The organism is Streptomyces sp. NPDC048269, from assembly GCF_040652395.1.
Taxonomy (GTDB): Bacteria; Actinomycetota; Actinomycetes; order Streptomycetales; family Streptomycetaceae; genus Streptomyces.
The window spans coordinates 271,146-288,618 of the sequence record NZ_JBEZLW010000003.1 but is presented as its reverse complement, the minus strand read 5'-3'; the positions used below and the strand labels follow the sequence as shown (position 1 = coordinate 288,618).

The 17,473-nt window shown below is 72.8% G+C and carries 12 protein-coding genes; 9 read left to right on the top strand and 3 right to left on the bottom strand.

Features of this window, described 5'->3' with window-relative positions:
* The first annotated feature begins 46 nt into the window (after positions 1 to 46).
* Positions 47 to 688 (top strand): hypothetical protein, encoded by a 642-nt coding sequence (locus tag AB0D48_RS05315; protein WP_362391117.1) that lies wholly within the window; start codon positions 47 to 49, stop codon positions 686 to 688.
* Positions 689 to 949: 261 nt separating this feature from the next.
* Here the strand turns inward: AB0D48_RS05315 and AB0D48_RS05310 are convergent, their stop codons facing one another.
* Both AB0D48_RS05310 and AB0D48_RS05305 read right to left on the bottom strand, forming a co-directional pair.
* Positions 950 to 1,579 carry a hypothetical protein gene (locus tag AB0D48_RS05310; protein WP_362390969.1) on the bottom strand — a complete coding sequence of 210 codons (630 nt, stop codon included), beginning with the start codon at positions 1,577 to 1,579 and terminating at the stop codon, positions 950 to 952.
* A 215-nt stretch (positions 1,580 to 1,794) separates the two neighbouring features.
* Positions 1,795 to 3,954, bottom strand: a complete 2,160-nt coding sequence (locus AB0D48_RS05305; protein WP_362390967.1) for a RecQ family ATP-dependent DNA helicase — start codon at positions 3,952 to 3,954, stop codon at positions 1,795 to 1,797.
* 123 nt (positions 3,955 to 4,077) lie between these two features.
* Here AB0D48_RS05305 and AB0D48_RS05300 point away from each other — a divergent pair, with 123 nt between their 5' ends.
* The 7 genes from AB0D48_RS05300 to AB0D48_RS05270 all read left to right on the top strand — a co-directional run bounded on the left by AB0D48_RS05300 (position 4,078) and on the right by AB0D48_RS05270 (position 14,409).
* Positions 4,078 to 5,343, top strand: coding sequence for a DUF4192 domain-containing protein (locus AB0D48_RS05300; protein WP_362390965.1), 1,266 nt, complete (start codon positions 4,078 to 4,080; stop codon positions 5,341 to 5,343).
* 209 nt (positions 5,344 to 5,552) lie between these two features.
* Positions 5,553 to 7,541, top strand: a complete 1,989-nt coding sequence (locus tag AB0D48_RS05295) for a glycogen debranching N-terminal domain-containing protein (RefSeq protein WP_362390963.1) — start codon at positions 5,553 to 5,555, stop codon at positions 7,539 to 7,541.
* Between the two features lie 69 nt (positions 7,542 to 7,610).
* Complete coding sequence (locus tag AB0D48_RS05290) at positions 7,611 to 8,354, top strand: NUDIX domain-containing protein (protein WP_362390961.1); 744 nt, start codon at positions 7,611 to 7,613, stop codon at positions 8,352 to 8,354.
* 158 nt (positions 8,355 to 8,512) lie between these two features.
* Positions 8,513 to 10,321: an ATP-binding cassette domain-containing protein gene (locus AB0D48_RS05285; protein WP_362390959.1), complete on the top strand. Its 1,809-nt coding sequence runs from the start codon at positions 8,513 to 8,515 to the stop codon at positions 10,319 to 10,321.
* 136 nt (positions 10,322 to 10,457) lie between these two features.
* Positions 10,458 to 11,399, top strand: coding sequence for a FadR/GntR family transcriptional regulator (locus AB0D48_RS05280; RefSeq protein WP_362390957.1), 942 nt, complete (start codon positions 10,458 to 10,460; stop codon positions 11,397 to 11,399).
* 365 nt (positions 11,400 to 11,764) lie between these two features.
* Positions 11,765 to 13,360, top strand: a complete 1,596-nt coding sequence (locus AB0D48_RS05275; RefSeq protein WP_362390955.1) for an RNA polymerase sigma factor — start codon at positions 11,765 to 11,767, stop codon at positions 13,358 to 13,360.
* A 122-nt stretch (positions 13,361 to 13,482) separates the two neighbouring features.
* The gene (locus tag AB0D48_RS05270) at positions 13,483 to 14,409 is read left to right on the top strand and encodes a serine protease (protein WP_362390953.1); all 927 of its coding nucleotides are present in this window, start codon (positions 13,483 to 13,485) and stop codon (positions 14,407 to 14,409) included.
* 122 nt (positions 14,410 to 14,531) lie between these two features.
* Here the strand turns inward: AB0D48_RS05270 and AB0D48_RS05265 are convergent, their stop codons facing one another.
* On the bottom strand, positions 14,532 to 14,768 hold the full coding sequence (locus AB0D48_RS05265; protein WP_215019552.1) for a hypothetical protein: 237 nt from the start codon (positions 14,766 to 14,768) through the stop codon (positions 14,532 to 14,534).
* Positions 14,769 to 15,216: 448 nt separating this feature from the next.
* Between AB0D48_RS05265 and AB0D48_RS05260 the strand changes: the two genes are divergently transcribed.
* Positions 15,217 to 17,337 (top strand): DNA topoisomerase IV subunit B, encoded by a 2,121-nt coding sequence (locus AB0D48_RS05260; RefSeq protein WP_362390950.1) that lies wholly within the window; start codon positions 15,217 to 15,219, stop codon positions 17,335 to 17,337.
* The last annotated feature ends 136 nt before the right edge of the window (positions 17,338 to 17,473 follow it).

The window sequence follows — 17,473 nt, the reverse complement described above, 5'->3', positions numbered from 1 at the left end:
CACCCATGTGCCACTGACCGGTACGTTTCGTACCGGCGTTTGATAGATACAACGTCACGCCTCTCACCCCGCCATCGAGGAGCCTCAGATTCACGAGAGTGCCCAGGGTCCCCGCGTCACGCCGGCCGCGAGCCGCACCGCGCAGACCCCCCGCCCCGTACCTGGTCCGCGTCCCGCCGCCGTGCCCCGGCCCGGACGCCCCGGTCCCGTCCGGCCCGCACCGCCCGCACAGCAGGCCACCGCCGGACCCGTTCCCGCAGCCACCGCAGCTCCCGCCGCGCCGTCCGTCTCGGCGGCGGTGCCCCAGATCCAGCTGATCCCGGCCTCCGCCGAGGGCGCGCTGGACGCGGCCGAAGAGGCCGTGGACCTGCTGCTCGACACCGGGCGCGCGCCCGGTGACATCCTGGTGCTCACCACCGGCGACCCGCACCCGTGGGCCGCGCACGAGCTGTCCTTCGGCGAGGCCGCGTACTGGGCCCTGCACGACGCCGGGGACGACGTCTTCTACGCGGACGCCGCGCAGGTCAAGCGTGCCTCCGGCCGTCCGGTTGTGGTCTTCGCCGTCAACGGCGGGGCGGTCGACGCGGTCGCGGGCGCCCTGCCGGTCGCGCTCGCGCGGGCCGGTGCGCTGCTGATCGTGTGCGGTGACCCGAAGCAGATCAACTCCGTGCTGGGTGCTGGCGTCTGACGCCCCGTATCCCGGCGTGGGCGAGGGGCGGGGCGGGCCGTGGGCCGGCCCCGCTTGAAGCCCGGAGGCCGATCCGCCGTACCCCGCGAACCGGGCGTACGGCCGTGAGGCGTGTCCGCCGGACTCCGCCCGCAGGGGGTCCCCGTGGGGTGGTTCACGTGCCGACGGTTCTCGTGCCGGCGGTGCGCGTTCCGGCGGGCCGTGATCCGGTGATCCGTCCGTCCGGGTACGCACCGTGCGGTCGGGGCGGCGGTACGAGGGTCAGCGCGCGGCGGTCCGGCGCAGGGCCTCGGCCGCGCCGCCGCCGCTGTGCAGGGCGAGCGGGGAGAACTCGGCCACAGTGTCGCCGAGCCGCTGGGGCCGCGAGTCCGAGCTGGGCCGCCGACCGCCCCGGCCCTCGCCGAGAACCTGCCAGCCGCCCCTGGTCAGCGTGATGTACGCGCCGCAGCGCAGCCCGTGCAGGGTGCAGGCGTCCCGCAGCCCCCACATCCACGCCCCGTCCTCCTCGGTCCACCGCTCGTCGCCCTCGCGGCAGTAGAGCAGCACGGCCGTCCGCACCGGGGTCCGTCGGCGCAGGTCGTGCGGGAGGACCCGGCGCAGCGCGGAGAGCAGGGCGTTGCGGTACTCCCAGCCGTCGGCCGAGGTCGACCGCTGTACGAAGGAGGCGCTCGCCACGAGCCGTTCCTCCGGGCCGAGGACGGCTATGACCGCGGTCGACGGCACCGGGCCGTGCCGCGAGTGCAGGCCGCTGACGACCTCGCGCGGATTGCGCAGCAGCGGAATTCCCGCCGCCGTCCATTCGGCGGGTTCCAGCAGCCGGCCGTGCCGGCTGGCGCCGCCGGTGGCCGTTGTCAGGGACGTGGTCGAGGGCGGGGCGAATCCGAAGGTCACGGTCCTCCCTTCGGGTACACGCCCGCGGACGGGCACGGCTGGAGTGTGGGCGCGCCGCGGCGCGGCCCAGGAGAGTGCCGCGGAGCCGAGCGGGAGCACTCCAATTCTCGCGTGGCCCCCGAGCATGCGGCAACGAGCAATTGAGACCGTCGACCGGAATTCGCCGGTATGCCGTTCATATCCTTGCCCCGCCACGCCGAAGATGACGCATTCGGCTACGGCTGGACCGCCAGCACCAGCGGGAACACCTCCTTCGCGCCCGCCCGCCGCAGCAGCCGGGCGGCCACGGCGAGGGTCCAGCCGCTTTCCGCGCGGTCGTCCACGAGGAGCACCGGCCCCGCCACCTCGGCCAGTGTCGCCGCCAGGGCCGGGGGGACGGTCAACGCCTGGTGGAGTGCCCGCACCCGCTGGGCACTGTTGGAGGAGGGGAGGCCGTGCTCCGGGACCTGATCCGTGTACGCGACCGTCCCGAGCAGCGGCATCCGCCCCACCTCGGCGATGCGCGCGGCCAGCGAACCGACCAGCTGCGGACGGCTTCGCGAGGGCAGCGCGACCACGCCCACCGGCCGGGTCGGGGCGTCCGGCGCCCCCGAGGCCCAGCCGCCGGGGCCGCGGGCCCAGTCGGCGAGGACGGCCACCACGGCCTGGGTGACGTCGTCGGGGACGGGCTGGTCCGGACTCTGCGGGGCGAGCATCGGGCGCAGCCGGTTCCCCCAGCCGATGTCGGACAGCCGGCCCAGCGCCCGGCCTGTGGCGGCCTGTTCCCCGGCCGGGATGCGGCCCTTGAGGTCCACGCCGACCGCCGCGAGCCCGGTCGGCCACATCTTGCGCGGCTCCAGCTCCACGCCGGGACGGCCGAGTTCACCGCGGGCGGTGTCCAGCGCGGTGGTCGAGACGTCGGCGGTGAACCGGGCCCCGGCGCAGTTGTCGCACCGGCCGCAGGGGGCTGCCTCTTCATCGTCGAGCTGGCGGCGCAGGAACTCCATCCGGCATTCCGTGGCCGCCGCGTAGTCGCGCATGGCCTGCTGTTCCGCGGCCCGCTGGCGGGCCACCCACGCGTAGCGCTCGGCGTCGTACGCCCACGGTTCACCGGTCGAGGTCCAGCCGCCCTTGACCCGGTGCACGGCGCCGTCCACGTCCAGGACCTTGAGCATGGTCTCCAGCCGGGTGCGGCGCAGGTCGACCAGCGGCTCGAGGGCCGGCAGCGACAGCGGGCGGCTCGCCTGTGCCAGTACGTCGAGGGTGCGGCGCACCTGCTCCTCGGGCGGGAAGGCCACCGAGGCGAAGTACTGCCAGATCGCCTCGTCTTCCCGGCCGGGCAGCAGCAGGACCTCGGCGTGCTCCACGCCGCGGCCGGCGCGGCCGACCTGCTGGTAGTAGGCGATGGGTGAGGAAGGGGAGCCCAGGTGCACCACGAAGCCGAGGTCGGGCTTGTCGAAGCCCATGCCCAGGGCGGAGGTGGCCACCAGCGCCTTGACCCGGTTGGCCTGGAGGTCGTCCTCCGCCTGCTGGCGGTCGGCGTTTTCCGTCTTCCCGGTGTACGAGGCGACCGTGTGCCCGCGGTGGCGCAGGTACGCGGTGACCTCCTCGGCCGCCGCGACGGTCAGCGTGTAGATGATCCCGGAGCCGGGCAGCTCGCCCAGGTGGTCGGCGAGCCAGGCCAGTCGGTGTGCCGCGTCCGGCAGGGTCAGTACCGCCAGGCTCAGGCTTTCGCGGTCCAGCGGGCCGCGCAGGACCAGCGCGTCCGTGCCGGCGCCGGTGCCGAGCTGTTCCGCGACGTCGGCCGTCACACGGGCGTTGGCCGTGGCGGTCGTGGCCAGCACCGGGACGCCCGGCGGGAGGTCGGCCAGCATGGTGCGCAGCCGCCGGTAGTCGGGACGGAAGTCGTGGCCCCAGTCGGAGATGCAGTGGGCCTCGTCCACGACGAGCAGGCCGGTGGCGGCGGAAAGTTTGGGGAGCACCTGGTCGCGGAAATCCGGGTTGTTGAGCCGCTCCGGACTCACCAGCAGGACGTCGACCTCGCCCGCCGCGACCTCGGCCTGGATCCTCTCCCATTCCTCGGGGTTGGCGGAATTGATGGTGCGGGCGCGGATCCCGGCGCGGGCGGCGGCCTCGACCTGGTTGCGCATCAGGGCGAGCAAGGGGGAGACGATCACGGTGGGGCCGGCGCCGCTCGCCCGCAGCAGCGAGGTGGCGACGAAGTACACCGCCGACTTGCCCCAGCCCGTACGCTGCACCACCAGTGCCCGCCGCTTGTGCGCGACCAGGGCCTCGATCGCACGCCACTGGTCCTCGCGCAGCCGAGCGGTGCCCGTGGGGTCGCCCACGAGGCGGGCGAGTACGGAGTCGGCCGAGGACCTCAGGTCTGCGTTCATACCCCCATGCAACCCGATGCCTCTGACATCGCGCCAATGCCGCACTGCACCTGTGGATGTTGAACGGTCAAATGGTTATCCACAGGGCTTTCGGGATCGGATCACGCACGGGATCTTCGGGACATGACGAACGACAACGAATCACGTACCCCGTCCGAACGGCCTTCCATCACCACGGCCGGAGCCGCCACCGACCCCCGGATCACCCTGCGCAGCCCGGCCGAGCTGGCCGACGCGCTGCCCTACATGCTCGGCTTCCACCCCACCGACTCCCTCGTGATGGTCGCCGTGCACGGCGAGGGCGGGCGCTTCGGCGGCCGGCTGCGCGTCGGCATCCCGGCCACCCCCGCGGAATGGGAGGACACCGCGCGGCAGGTCGCCGACTGCCTGATCCGCGGCAGCGAGCGACGCGGCGCCAAGCCCGACGGCATCGTCGTCTTCCTCTGCCAGGAACCGCACGGCGAGGAGAGCGGCCGACGGGTGATGACCCGGCTGCGGCCCCTCGCCCAGAGGATCCGGCTGGCCTGCGGCGCGCTGGACGTGCCCGTACTGGAGGCGCTGTGCCTCTCCGCGGGCCGGTTCTGGTCCTACGTGTGCCCCGACGGGCGTTGCTGCCCGGCCGAGGGCAGCCCCCTGGCCGCGGTCGGCACCTCCGTGATGGCCGCCGCGGCAACCTTCGCCGGGCTCCAGGTCCGTGGTTCCCTCAAGGACATCGAGGGCCGGCTGATGCCCCTGCGCGGGACCGTCGCCGTGGAGATGGAGCGCGCCCTGGACCGGGCGGCCGCCGCCCTCGTACCTAAGATCCTCGACGGGGCCACCCGGGAGGAGGTCGGCGATGAGACCGTCACGCTGGCCCGGTCACTGATGCAGCGGATGACCCTCGCGCCACCCGTCGAGGGAGGTCCCCACGCCGACGACTGGGACGACGCGCTGCTCGGCCACGACGAGGCCGCCTCGCTGATCCTCGGCCTCCAGGACCGTGAGATCCGGGACATCGCGGCCGAGTGGATGGAGGACGAGGAGGCCGCCCCCGCCCTACGGCTGTGGCGGGCCCTCGCCCGGCGCTGTGTCGGAGCCTACGGCGAGCACGCGGCGGCCCCGCTCACCCTCGCGGGCTGGGTCTCCTGGTCCACCGGGGACGAGCCGACCGCCCGGATCGCCCTCGGTCTGGCCCTGCGGGCGGACGGCGAATACCGCTTCGCCCAACTGCTCCACCACGCCTGCAACGAAGGCATCGACCCCGAGGGACTGAGGCAGTGCCTGCGGGAGGAACGGCGGCGGCGCGAGCCCCGGCCGGGGCGCCGGACGGCGGGTACCCGTCCCCCGGGCCGCCGCAGCAAGCCCGCTCCCCGCCGCGAACCCCGCCGCACCGCGGGGAGCGGGCAGTGAGCGCCCTCAGGCCCCCGTCGGGACCTCCGGCGCGGTGGTTCCGAAGGGCCCCGGGCTCGGGCCTCGGACAGCGGCCGCGCCCCGGGCGCGGGCGGCCGGCGCTGCGGCCCGTGACCCGGGCGGGGGTGGCGGCGTTCAGCTGGGGGGCGGTGGGGGACCGGCCGCGCCGCCGCCCAGCCGAACCGACCGGAGCGCAGACAAGGCGACGCATGTCTCACCCCGCACCTTCCCGAGCACCCGGCGTGCCTGCCGCCCGCAGGCCCGAGCCGCCGCCCGTGCACGGCGCCGTCATCTGCGTCGCCGCGCCCTGTCTGGTCATCTCGCCTGAGCACGGTCAGCTGACGGGGCGGGGGATCGACGGCATCTACCGCTCCGGCCGGCGGCTGCTCTCCCGGTGCGTGCTGCGCGTGGGTGGGCGTGACCCGGTGGCCGTCCAGGGGCGCAGCCTCGGTGCGGACCGGGCCGCTTTCACCGCCACGGTGCGCACCGGTGCCGACCCCGGACCCGACCCGGACGTCGGCGTGGAACGGGTCCGCCACGCGGACGGCACGGAGCGGATCACCCTGCGCAGCTTCACGGTCCGGCCGCTGCGCCTGCCCGTGGAGATTCTGCTCGGCACCGACCTGGCGGAGCTGGCCGCCGTGGCCGCCGGCCGGGCCGGTCCGGAGCTGCCCGCCGCGGTGCATGCCGCCGGGCTGCGCTGGACCACCGGCGACGCAGAGGCGGTCACCGCCGCCGATCCGCCGCCGGACGACGCGCTGGCCTCGTCCGGGCTGCTGCGCTGGCAGCTCGAACTCGGCCCCGGCGAGTCCCGCACCATCGAGTTGCGGACCACCCGGGACCGCGGCGCCCGGGCCCCCGCCGGGCAGGTGGCCAACCCGCTCGCCGATGCGCGGGCCGAAGGGGACGATCCGAGAGCCGAGGCGTGGTTCCGGACCAGTGTCGGGGACCTCGGGGCGCTGCTCCTGAGGGATCCCGGCGAGCCGGGGGACGCCTTCGCGGCGGCGGGGGTGCCGTGGCGGCTGGGGCTGGCACCGGCGGAGTCCCTCTGGGCCGCCCGGATGGCGCTGCCGCTCGGGACCGGACTGGCCGCGGCGACCCTGCGGATCCTGGCCCGCAGCCAGGGCGAGGGGCGCGGGCCCGACGCGGGGAAGATCCCGGGACCCCTGCGGGGAGCGGGCCCGCAGCTCCCCCCGGGGTGCACCGGCACGGAGGCGACCTTGGCCTTCCCGGCGGTGCTTGCCGAAGCGCGGCTCTGGGGAATGCCGGAGGAGGAGGTGGACCGGCTGCTCCCCGCCGCCGAGCGGTGCCTCGACTGGCTGCGGGGCGCTCAGGGCGAGGACGGCTTCCTGGCCGATCCGGAGCCGGGGCCGCGGCGCTGCGAGACCCAGGCCCACGCCCACCGGGCCGCCCTGCTGGGGGCCGACCTGCTCGCCGCATGCGGGCGGCCCGGCGCCGAGGAGTGGCGGCAGTGGGCGGCCGCGCTGCGGGAGCGGTTCCGGGCCGAGTTCTGGATCGACGGCCCGGACGGGGGCCGGCCCGCGGCGGCCCTGCATCCCGACGGTCGGCCGCTGCCCCGGCTGACGGGGGCCGCCGCCCACCTGCTCGACACCGGCCTCCTGGGCGGCGGCCGGCTCGCCCCGGGGCTCCTGGACCGGTCCCGCACCGAACAGTTGGCCCGGCTGCTCGGAGCACCCGCCATGGACTCCGGATGGGGACTGCGGAGCATGGCGGCCAGGGAGCCGGGACACAACCCGTTCGGCCACCGCTCCGGTGCGGTGCGGGCGTTCGAGAGTGCCGTGGCGGTGGCCGGACTGGCCCAGGCGGGCTTCGAGAAGGAGGCCACCGGCCTGCTCCGGGGCCTGCTGGACGCGGCGGAGAGCTTCGGGTACCGGCTGCCGGAAATGTTCGCGGCCGAGCAGCGCACCTCCGGCAGCGCCCCGCTCCCGCACCCGGCGGCCTGCCGCCCGGCCGCGGTGGCCGCGGCGGCGGGGGTGCACGTGCTGACCGCCCTCGCCGGGATCCGTCCCGACGCCCCCGCCGGTACGGTCGCCCTCGCCCCACTCCCCGGCGCCCCTCTCGGCGCGTTGCGGCTCTCCGGCCTGCGTGTGTCGGGGCAGGCCTTCGCGGTCCGGATCAGCCGGCTAGGCCTCGGCATGGTGGAGGAGGCAGCCGATGCGCTCGTACTGGGAGGCTAGCTTCCACTCCGCCGTCTTCAAGGTCAGCAAAGCGCTGTTTATCGTCAGGCAGACGACTATGATCGCCGCATGTCGCCCTACGACCCGTCGGCCTTTCCGCCCTTCGCCGTCACCGTCGACCTGGTCGTGCTCACCGTACGGCGCCACGCGCTCTGCGCGCTGGTCGTCCGGCGGGGTGAGCAGCCGTTCCAGGGGCGCTGGGCGCTGCCCGGCGGATTCGTACGCGGAGACGAGGACCTGGCGGCCGCCGCCGCCAGGGAGCTCTCCGAGGAGACCGGCCTGTGCGCGCACGACCCCGCCATGCCGGGCGTGGGCAACGGAGCCCATCTCGAACAGCTGGCTACGTACGGTGATCCGAAGCGGGATCCGCGGATGCGTGTCGTCAGCGTGGCGCATCTGGTGCTGGCTCCCGACCTTCCTGCGCCCCGGGCCGGCGGAGACGCGAACAGCGCCCGCTGGGCCCCCGTCGACGAACTGCTGGAACCCGAGGGCCAGGAGGCAGGGCTCGCCTTCGACCACGCCCGGATCCTCGACGACGGTGTGGAGCGGGCCCGTTCGAAGATCGAGTATTCCTCCCTGGCCACCGCCTTCTGTCCGCCCGAGTTCACCGTCGGTGAGCTGCGCCGGGTCTACGAAGCGGTCTGGGGCGTGGCCCTCGATCCGCGGAACTTCCACCGCAAGGTCACCGGGACCCCGGGGTTCCTGGTACCGGCCGGAGGGACGACGACTCGTCAGGGCGGACGCCCGGCCCAGCTGTTCCGCGCGGGCGGGGCCACCTTGCTCAACCCGCCGATGCTGCGCCCGGAAGTCTGACGCCGAGACGCCGTCACGGGAACTGGTTCCGGCTCCCGCTCCGACCGCAATATTGGCATCCCATCGGACCGGTTACGTCGTAAATCGGACATATCGCGTTATCTTGCTTGCGGTATTCACCCTGCCGCAGAGCGGTCTCACCCCCCGCGAGAGAAGCGATGCTCCAGGCCATCGGACTCACCAGCAACCCCCGCCCCGACGCCCCGCCCCTCGTGGACGACCTCACGTTCGAGGCCCGCCCGGGGAGCGTGACCGCCCTGCTCGGCGAGCCGGGATCGGGCAAGACCACCGCGCTGCGGCTCATGCTCGAACTCGAACCGGGCCGCGGCGTCACCTACTTCCGCGGTCGTCCACTGCACCGGATCCCGCACCCGAGCCGCGAGGTCGGGGTGCTGCTCGGCGACGTCCCGGGCAACCCCGCGCGCACCGTACGCAACCAGCTGCGGATGCTCTGCGCCGCCGCAGGCGTGCCGGTCTCCCGGGCCGACGCCATGCTGGACGTCGTCGGTATCGCGGGCCTGCGCGACCAGCGGCTCGGCTCGCTCTCCCTTGGCATGGAGCGACGGGTCGCGCTGGCCGCGGCGCTGCTCGCCGACCCCTGCACCCTGCTCCTGGACGAGCCCGCGGCCGGACTCTCGCCCCGCGAACGCGGCTGGTTGCACGGGCTGCTGCGCAGCCATGCCTCCCTCGGCGGAGCGGTGCTGTTCACCACCGATGACGCCAAAGAGGCGGCCCGCAGCGCCGACCGGGTCGTCAGCATCGAGGCGGGCCGCCTCGTCGCCGACCAGGACGCCGCCGAGTTCGCCCGGACCCGGCTGCGGCCGCGGGTCGCCGTGCGCACCCCGCACGCGGCCCGGCTGGCCGACGTACTGGGCCGGGAGGCCCGGGCCGCCCGGCGCGCCGTGGAGATCGTGGCGGAGAGCGGCAGCCGCCTGTCGGTGTACGGCAGCAACTGTGCCGAGGTCGGCGAGGCGGCGTTCCGGCACGGGGTGCTCGTCCACCAGCTCGCCGACGAAACCGGGGACGCCGGCGCCCCCGCGCCACCAGTTCCGCACGCCCGCGCCGAGGCCGCCGGCCCCCCGCCCGCCCCCGGCGAGCCGTCCGGCCCGGCGTCTGCGGAGGCGTCTGCGGAGGTCTCAGGCGTACGGCCCCGGCGTGCTCGCTCCGGGCGGCCCGCGTCCGCGGTGCGCCGCGTCGGCGGGCCACTGCGGCCGCTGCGCTACGAACTGCTCCGGGCCTTCGGGACCGCCACCCCCTTCCTCACCACCGCGCTCGTCGTCGCCGTCTCCGTCCTGACCGCCCTGGTACTGGCCCGCGCCGGGCACACCCCGCAGAACCGGCTGCTGGCCGCCTGGCCCGAACTGCTGCCGCTGCCGCCCGCGGCCCTCGGTGCGGGGCTGCTCGGTGCCCTGGCCTTCGGTGAGGAGTACCGCTACCCCGCCCTCGCTGCCGATCGCGGCACCGTGCCCCGCCGGATGGGACTGCTCGCGGCCAAGCTCGGTGTCTGCGCCCTGCTCGCCCTGCTGCTGGGCGCCCTGGTCGTGGTGGCCGACGCCGGCGCCCTGGCGCTCGTCTTCGACAGCGGCCCGCTGCGCACTCCGGCGCACTGGCTCTCCCCGGCCGTGAGCTGGGCCGGGCTGCTCATCGGCTGCGCCTGGGCCGGCGTTCTGGCCTCCGGTGTCTTCCGGTCCGCCACCGCGGGCCTGGCCGCGGTGCTCGCGGTGCCGGTGATGGTGGTGCCCCTGGTGCGCAAGGTGCTGGAAGGTCCCTCCGCGTACCCGGTCACCGGACTGGGGCCCCGGCTGCGCAGTCTGACCTGGGTGCAGTGGCCCCCCGAAGCGGACCGCCTGGTGATGGGGGCTTTGCGGGTGATGGCCCAACCCGTCGGTACCGCGCTGGTGTTGTCGCTGATGGTCCTGTTGTGCGCCTATGGGTTCACCGGACTGCGCAGCAGGGTCCGTTGGTGATCGTTTCGGTACGGAGCGGGTCCGGACGGGACCGTTGGAGTCCGCGTCGCGTCACACGGACCGCAACTCCCCGCAAAAGGCCCGGTTCTTTACGATAAGTCGTCAATTGCGTAGGGGGTACCGATCACCCTTTCGTGTGCTTTTCACCAAAGACCTCAAGGGTGATGGAGGCAAGGCCGACAAAGGATTCGTGAGTACCCTTGCGCACACCATGATGACCGCCGCCCGCCATGCCGACTCCGGCCTCGCCGGCCCGGGCGAACTCGACCGCTACCCCTACGCGGAGGCCTCCGGGCCCGACCGCGTCGGAGCGCCCCACTGGGACGGCGCCGACGTCGAGTTGAGCCGGGTCGGCCGCCGCGCGGCCGGCAGCCGCGGCCGCGGACTGCACGGCCAACTCGTCCAGCAGCTCGGCCAGATGATCGTCTCCGGCGACCTCGGAGCCGATCGCCCGCTGGTCCCCGAGGAGATCGGCCAGCGCTTCGAGGTCTCCCGCACCGTCGTCCGCGAATCGCTGCGGGTCCTGGAGGCCAAGGGCCTCGTCAGCGCCCGCCCGAACGTCGGCACCCGGGTCCGTCCGGTCGCCGACTGGAACCTGCTCGACCCCGACATCATCGAATGGCGGGCCTTCGGCCCCCAGCGCGACGACCAGCGCCGCGAGCTCGGCGAGCTCCGCTTGACGATCGAACCGCTCGCCGCCCGCCTCGCCGCCGGCCACGGCCGCCCGGACATCCAGCAGCGCCTCGCCGACATGGTCGAGATCATGGGCCACGCCCTCGGCCAGGGGGACTCGATCACCTTCGCGCGCGCCGACAACGAGTTCCACGCGCTCCTCATCCAGGTCGCCGGCAACCGGATGCTGGAGCACCTCTCCGGGATCGTCTCCGCCGCACTCCATGTCTCCGGCAGCCCGGTCACCGCCTGCGACCGCCCGAGCGAGGCCAGCGTCGCGCACCACGCGCGGATGGTCGAGGCCCTCGCCGCCGGTGACGCGACGGGCGCCGAGAACGCCATGCGCCAGCTGCTGACGGTGCATTCGGAGGTCGAGCGCGTGGTCCCCGCACCGCGCGAGCACTGACGGGCGGACGCGCGGGGGCGCGGGGGTGCACGACGTGTCGCCGGGCCCGTTCGGGTCCGGCGACACCGGCGTGCGGCGCCCTGTTCCGGCCGCGCCGGAACCGCGCGTATGACCCTATGACCGGCATTGGCGTATCCGGGGTGTGACTCGGGCCACGAAGATTGGGCGTAACGCTCCGCGAGGTCACGCGATGACCTAAGAGGTGATGGCCGACGGAGGGAAGACAGCAGCCCTTGCGGGTGCTGTGCAGCTCCCCGGCCCCTGCCCGCGCCGCCGGCCCATCCCCAGTCGGTGGTCGTCGGCTCCGGTCCAGCACCACCAGGCCCGGGGTCGGAAGCCGTTTCCATCGTTCCGAGAGGTTGTTCGTGTCGGCCAGCACATCCCGTACGCTCCCGCCGGAGATCGCCGATTCCGAGTCTGTGATGGCGCTCATCGAGCGGGGCAAGGCCGAGGGGCAGATCGCCGGCGATGACGTGCGTCGGGCCTTCGAGGCTGACCAGATTCCTGCGACCCAGTGGAAGAATGTTCTGCGCAGCCTCAACCAGATCCTCGAGGAAGAGGGTGTGACGCTGATGGTCAGTGCCGCGGAGTCGCCCAAGCGCACCACCCGCAAGAGCGTCGCAGCGAAGAGCCCGGCCAAGCGGACGGCCACCGAGGCCGTAGCCAAGAAGACGGCGGCGAAGGCGACGGCAGCGCAGCCCGCAGCCACCGCGGAGACGGCGTCCCCCGCGACCGGGACGGCGGACCCGGAGATCGCGGACGCCCTCGCGCAGGAGCCCGGAACGGAGCCCGCCGCCAAGAAGACGGCGGCGAAGAAGACGGCGGCCAAGAAGGCCGCGCCCGCCAAGAAGGCCGCCGCCAAGAAGACGGCGGCGAAGAAGACCGCCTCCAAGAAGGACGCCGACGCTGCAGGTGACGAGGAGACCCCCGAGGAGGGTCCTGACGCCGCCAAGGCCGAGGCCGACGAAGAGGAGGAGGGCGGGGAGAACAAGGGCTTCGTCATCTCCGACGACGAGGACGACGCCCCCGCCCAGCAGGTGGTCGTCGCCGGCGCCACCGCCGACCCGGTCAAGGACTACCTCAAGCAGATCGGCAAGGTCCCCCTCCTCAACGCCGAGCAGGAGGTCGAGCTCGCCAAGCGCATCGAGGCCGGCCTGTTCGCCGAGGACAAGCTGGCGAACTCCGACAAGCTGGCGCCCAAGCTCAAGCGCGAGCTGGAGATCATCGCCGAGGACGGCCGCCGCGCGAAGAACCACCTGCTGGAGGCCAACCTCCGCCTCGTGGTCTCCCTCGCCAAGCGCTACACCGGCCGAGGCATGCTCTTCCTGGACCTGATCCAGGAGGGCAACCTGGGTCTGATCCGCGCCGTGGAGAAGTTCGACTACACCAAGGGCTACAAGTTCTCCACGTACGCGACCTGGTGGATCCGGCAGGCGATCACCCGCGCCATGGCCGACCAGGCCCGCACCATCCGCATCCCCGTGCACATGGTCGAGGTCATCAACAAGCTCGCCCGCGTGCAGCGCCAGATGCTCCAGGACCTGGGCCGCGAGCCCACCCCGGAGGAGCTGGCCAAGGAACTCGACATGACCCCCGAGAAGGTCATCGAGGTCCAGAAGTACGGCCGCGAGCCGATCTCCCTGCACACCCCGCTCGGCGAGGACGGCGACAGCGAGTTCGGTGACCTCATCGAGGACTCCGAGGCCGTCGTCCCGGCCGACGCCGTGAGCTTCACGCTCCTGCAGGAGCAGCTGCACTCGGTGCTCGACACCCTGAGCGAGCGCGAGGCCGGCGTGGTCTCGATGCGCTTCGGTCTCACGGACGGCCAGCCCAAGACGCTGGACGAGATCGGCAAGGTCTACGGGGTCACGCGTGAGCGGATCCGCCAGATCGAGTCGAAGACGATGTCGAAGCTGCGCCACCCGTCCCGCTCCCAGGTGCTGCGCGACTACCTCGACTGACGGGCGGCGGGTCCGGCCGCGATGCGGCCGCGTCGCCGACGGGAGGTGGCCGCGCGGGTGCGCACGGCCACCAGGCATCCCACTCTGGGTGGAGTCATGCACACTCGGAGTCAGGAGGCCTCATGCGTCGTCCCTTTGCCCATGCTCTGGCGGGAGCGCTGACCCTGGCGGCGGGAGCGGCCGTGGCCCCGCTGGCCCAGGCGCCGCAGGCGGCCGCGGACAGCGTGGTGATCGGGGGGAAGCCGGTGAATGTGGCCGACAGTCCCTGGGTCGTGGCCCTCGCCAGCCGTGACCGGTTCGGGGGTACGAGGGGCGGGCAGTTCTGCGGGGGCGTCATCGTGGCGCCGGCGAAGGTGCTGACCGCGGCCCACTGCCTGGGGCGCGAGGTGCTCGGCGGCCCGGTCGAGTCTGTCGAGGACTTCCGGGTGGTCGCCGGGCGCACGGAGCTGCGGGCGTCCGACGGCCGGGAGATCGCGGTCCTCTCGGCCCGGGTGAATCCGGACTACGACCCGGGCAGCAACGCCGGGGACCTCGCCGTCCTGGAACTCGCCGAAGCCGTGCCGGCGCACTACGTGCTCCCCATGGCCGGAGCGGGGCATCCCGCCTACGCGGCGGGGACCGAGGCGGCCGTGTACGGCTGGGGCGACACCAGCGGATTCGGTGACTACGCGTACGCGCTGCGCGCCGCGCCGGTGACCGTGCTGCCGGACGAGGTCTGCGGGCAGGCGTACCCCGGGGACGCAGACGGGCAGTACCGGGCGGATTCCATGGTGTGCGCGGGCGACGACGGGGGCGGCAAGGACGCCTGCCAGGGCGACAGCGGAGGCCCGCTGGTCGCGCAGGGGCGGCTCATCGGCCTGGTGTCGTGGGGGCGCGGCTGCGGGCGCGCCGACAGCCCGGGGGTGTACACGCGGATCGCACCGCTCGCCGACTTCGTGACAGGCCCGGAGAAGCCCGCGCAGCCCGAAAGGGTCCAGGACGTCACCCCGAGCGCCCGGAGGGCCTACGGGGCGGATGGAGAGCCCGCGCAGGGGCATCGCACGCAATAGCCGCCGTTACGGCAGCCTGGCGCCGGACATGAGGACGGGCGGCACCCCTGGGTCGCAGGGGTGCCGCCCGTCGACCGGCCTGGCCGGTCCTGGCTCGTCGGATGCGAGGTGTAGGCCTTGTGTCAGCGGTCCTCGGGTTCGGCGGCATTGGCAGCCGGAGCGGACGTGAGCCGCTCGGTCTCATCCTGTATTTCCGCGGCGATCTTCTTGAGTTCCGGCTCGAACTTGCGACCGTGGTGGGCGCAGAAGAGCAGTTCACCGCCGCTCAGCAGGACGACGCGCAGATATGCCTGGGCGCCGCAACGGTCGCATCGGTCAGCGGCCGTCAGCGGGGTCGCGGGTGTCAGAACAGTAGTCACGTCGCCTCTTCTCTAGCTCGACGAGCTGTCGTACCAGGGTCAACATCCAACCAGGCCGAAAACGTTCCCGCTCGCGGCTTTTCCTCGAAACTTCCTTCCGAAGCTGGCCGGCTGTTGCCGGTTGGCGGCGAAGGAGCCGTATTGCGTTGCTTTACGGTTTCGCGTTGTCAGTCGTTCGCTTGTTGCAGTTCCATCCTCCCCCGGCGGGAGTGCCAGGGTGTTCATGAGGACGTGCCCGAACCCTAAATGGTTCATGCCTGGAAGGGAACGTGATGTTTCCTTCACCCCCACGAGGGATCGAACATCCGTGCGGATCTGGACTAGGGTGAGGAACGCGCGAGGGTGGCGTTGCATCGGCTCTACCTGGCCTCGGTACCCTTCGACCGGCAACCGAGCCACCCCTGCGCCCGACCGGGCCAGAAAAGAAATTCAGCGAGGAGCGAACTGCGTGACCGCCGACACGTCCGTGCCTTCCAGCGCGCTGCTGTCCGGAGCAGACCGGGACGGTTCCAACTACACCGCGCGGCACCTGCTCGTCCTCGAAGGGCTGGAGGCCGTCCGCAAGCGCCCCGGCATGTATATCGGCTCGACCGACAGCCGAGGCCTCATGCACTGCCTCTGGGAGATCATCGACAATTCCGTCGACGAGGCCCTGGGCGGCTACTGCGACCACATCGAGGTGATCCTCCACGAGGACTCCTCCGTGGAGGTCCGCGACAACGGCCGCGGCATCCCCGTGGACGTCGAGCCCAAGACCGGCCTGTCCGGCGTCGAAGTCGTCATGACCAAGCTGCATGCCGGCGGAAAGTTCGGCGGCGGCTCGTACGCGGCCTCCGGCGGCCTGCACGGCGTCGGCGCCTCCGTGGTCAACGCCCTCTCCGCCCGTCTGGACGTCGAGGTCGACCGGGGCAGCTCCACCCACGCCATCAGCTTCCGCCGCGGCGTCCCCGGGATGTTCACCGAGCAGGGCCCTGACAGCCCCTTCGACCCCGCCAACGGCCTGCGCAAGGTCAAGCGCGTCCCCAAGGGCCGCACCGGTACCCGGGTCCGCTACTGGGCCGACCGCCAGATCTTCCTCAAGGACGCGCGGCTTGGCCTGGAGACGCTCTACCAGCGCGCCCGCCAGACCGCCTTCCTCGTCCCCGGCCTGACCCTCGTCGTCCGCGACGAGCGGGGCATCGACGGGGCCGGCAAGACCGAGGAGACCTTCCGCTTCGACGGGGGCATCAGCGAGTTCTGCGACTACCTCGCCCAGGACAAGGCCGTCTGCGACGTGCTGCGCCTGACCGGCACGGGCACCTTCAAGGAGACCGTCCCGGTCCTCGACGACCGCGGCCACATGACCCCCACCGAGGTCACCCGCGAGCTCGGCGTGGACATCGCCCTGCGCTGGGGCACGGGGTACGAGACCAACGTCAAGTCCTTCGTGAACATCATCGCCACCCCCAAGGGCGGCACCCACGTCTCCGGCTTCGAGCGCTCGGTGGCCAAGACCGTCAACGAGGTCCTGCGCTCCGCGAAGCTGCTGCGCGTGGCCGAGGACGACGTGGTCAAGGACGACGCGATGGAGGGCATGACGGCCGTCGTCACCGTCCGCCTCGCCGAGCCGCAGTTCGAGGGCCAGACCAAGGAGGTGCTCGGCACCTCGGCCGCCACCCGGATCGTCGCCGCCGTGGTGGCCAAGGAGCTCAAGGCCTTCCTCACCTCCACCAAGCGCGACGACAAGCAGCAGGCCCGCGCCGTGATGGAGAAGATCGTCGCGGCTGCCCGGACCCGTATCGCGGCCCGCCAGCACAAGGAGGCGCAGCGCCGCAAGACCGCGCTGGAGACCTCCTCGCTGCCCGCGAAGCTGGCCGATTGCCGCAGCGACGACGTGGAGCGCAGCGAGCTCTTCATCGTCGAGGGCGACTCGGCCCTCGGTACGGCGAAGCTCGCCCGGAACTCCGAATTCCAGGCACTGCTGCCGATCCGCGGCAAGATCCTCAACGTCCAGAAGTCCTCCGTCTCGGACATGCTCAAGAACGCCGAGTGCGGGGCGATCATCCAGGTCATAGGAGCCGGCTCGGGCCGGACCTTCGACCTCGACGCGGCCCGGTACGGCAAGATCGTCCTGCTCGTCGACGCCGACGTGGACGGCGCGCACATCCGCTGCCTGCTGCTGACGCTCTTCCAGCGGTACATGCGCCCGATGGTCGAGGCGGGCAGGGTCTTCGCGGCCGTGCCGCCGCTGCACCGGATCGAGCTGGTCCAGCCGAAGAAGGGCCAGGACAAGTACGTCTACACGTACTCGGACAACGAACTGCGCCAGACCCTGCTGGAGTACCAGCGCAAGAACATCCGCTACAAGGACTCGATCCAGCGGTACAAGGGCCTCGGTGAGATGGACGCGGACCAGCTGGCGGAGACCACCATGGACCCGCGCCACCGCACCCTGCGCAGGATCAACATCGGCGACCTGGATTCGGCCGAGCAGGTATTCGACCTGCTCATGGGCAACGAGGTGGCTCCGCGCAAGGAGTTCATCACGAGCTCCGCCGCGACCTTGGACCGCTCGCGCATCGACGCCTGAGCCGACGGGCCGCCCGTCCGGTTCCACGGCACACCGGTGCTCTTCGTTCCCTCACCTGAAGGAGTGAAGAGCACCGGGACATCAGTCCGGAAAGCGACCATTGAGCCCATCCTTGTGGGCACGCGGCCAATGCGGC

What these genes read in the sequence shown, in the direction of transcription:
- AB0D48_RS05270 (WP_362390953.1), top strand. Translation starts at nt 13,483, where the DNA reads ATGCGTCGTCCCTTTGCCCATGCTCTGGCGGGAGCGCTGACCCTGGCG.
- AB0D48_RS05300 (WP_362390965.1), top strand. Translation starts at nt 4,078, where the DNA reads ATGACGAACGACAACGAATCACGTACCCCGTCCGAACGGCCTTCCATC.
- AB0D48_RS05290 (WP_362390961.1), top strand. Translation starts at nt 7,611, where the DNA reads ATGTCGCCCTACGACCCGTCGGCCTTTCCGCCCTTCGCCGTCACCGTC.
- AB0D48_RS05305 (WP_362390967.1), bottom strand. Translation starts at nt 3,954, where the DNA reads ATGAACGCAGACCTGAGGTCCTCGGCCGACTCCGTACTCGCCCGCCTC.
- AB0D48_RS05295 (WP_362390963.1), top strand. Translation starts at nt 5,553, where the DNA reads ATGTCTCACCCCGCACCTTCCCGAGCACCCGGCGTGCCTGCCGCCCGC.
- AB0D48_RS05285 (WP_362390959.1), top strand. Translation starts at nt 8,513, where the DNA reads ATGCTCCAGGCCATCGGACTCACCAGCAACCCCCGCCCCGACGCCCCG.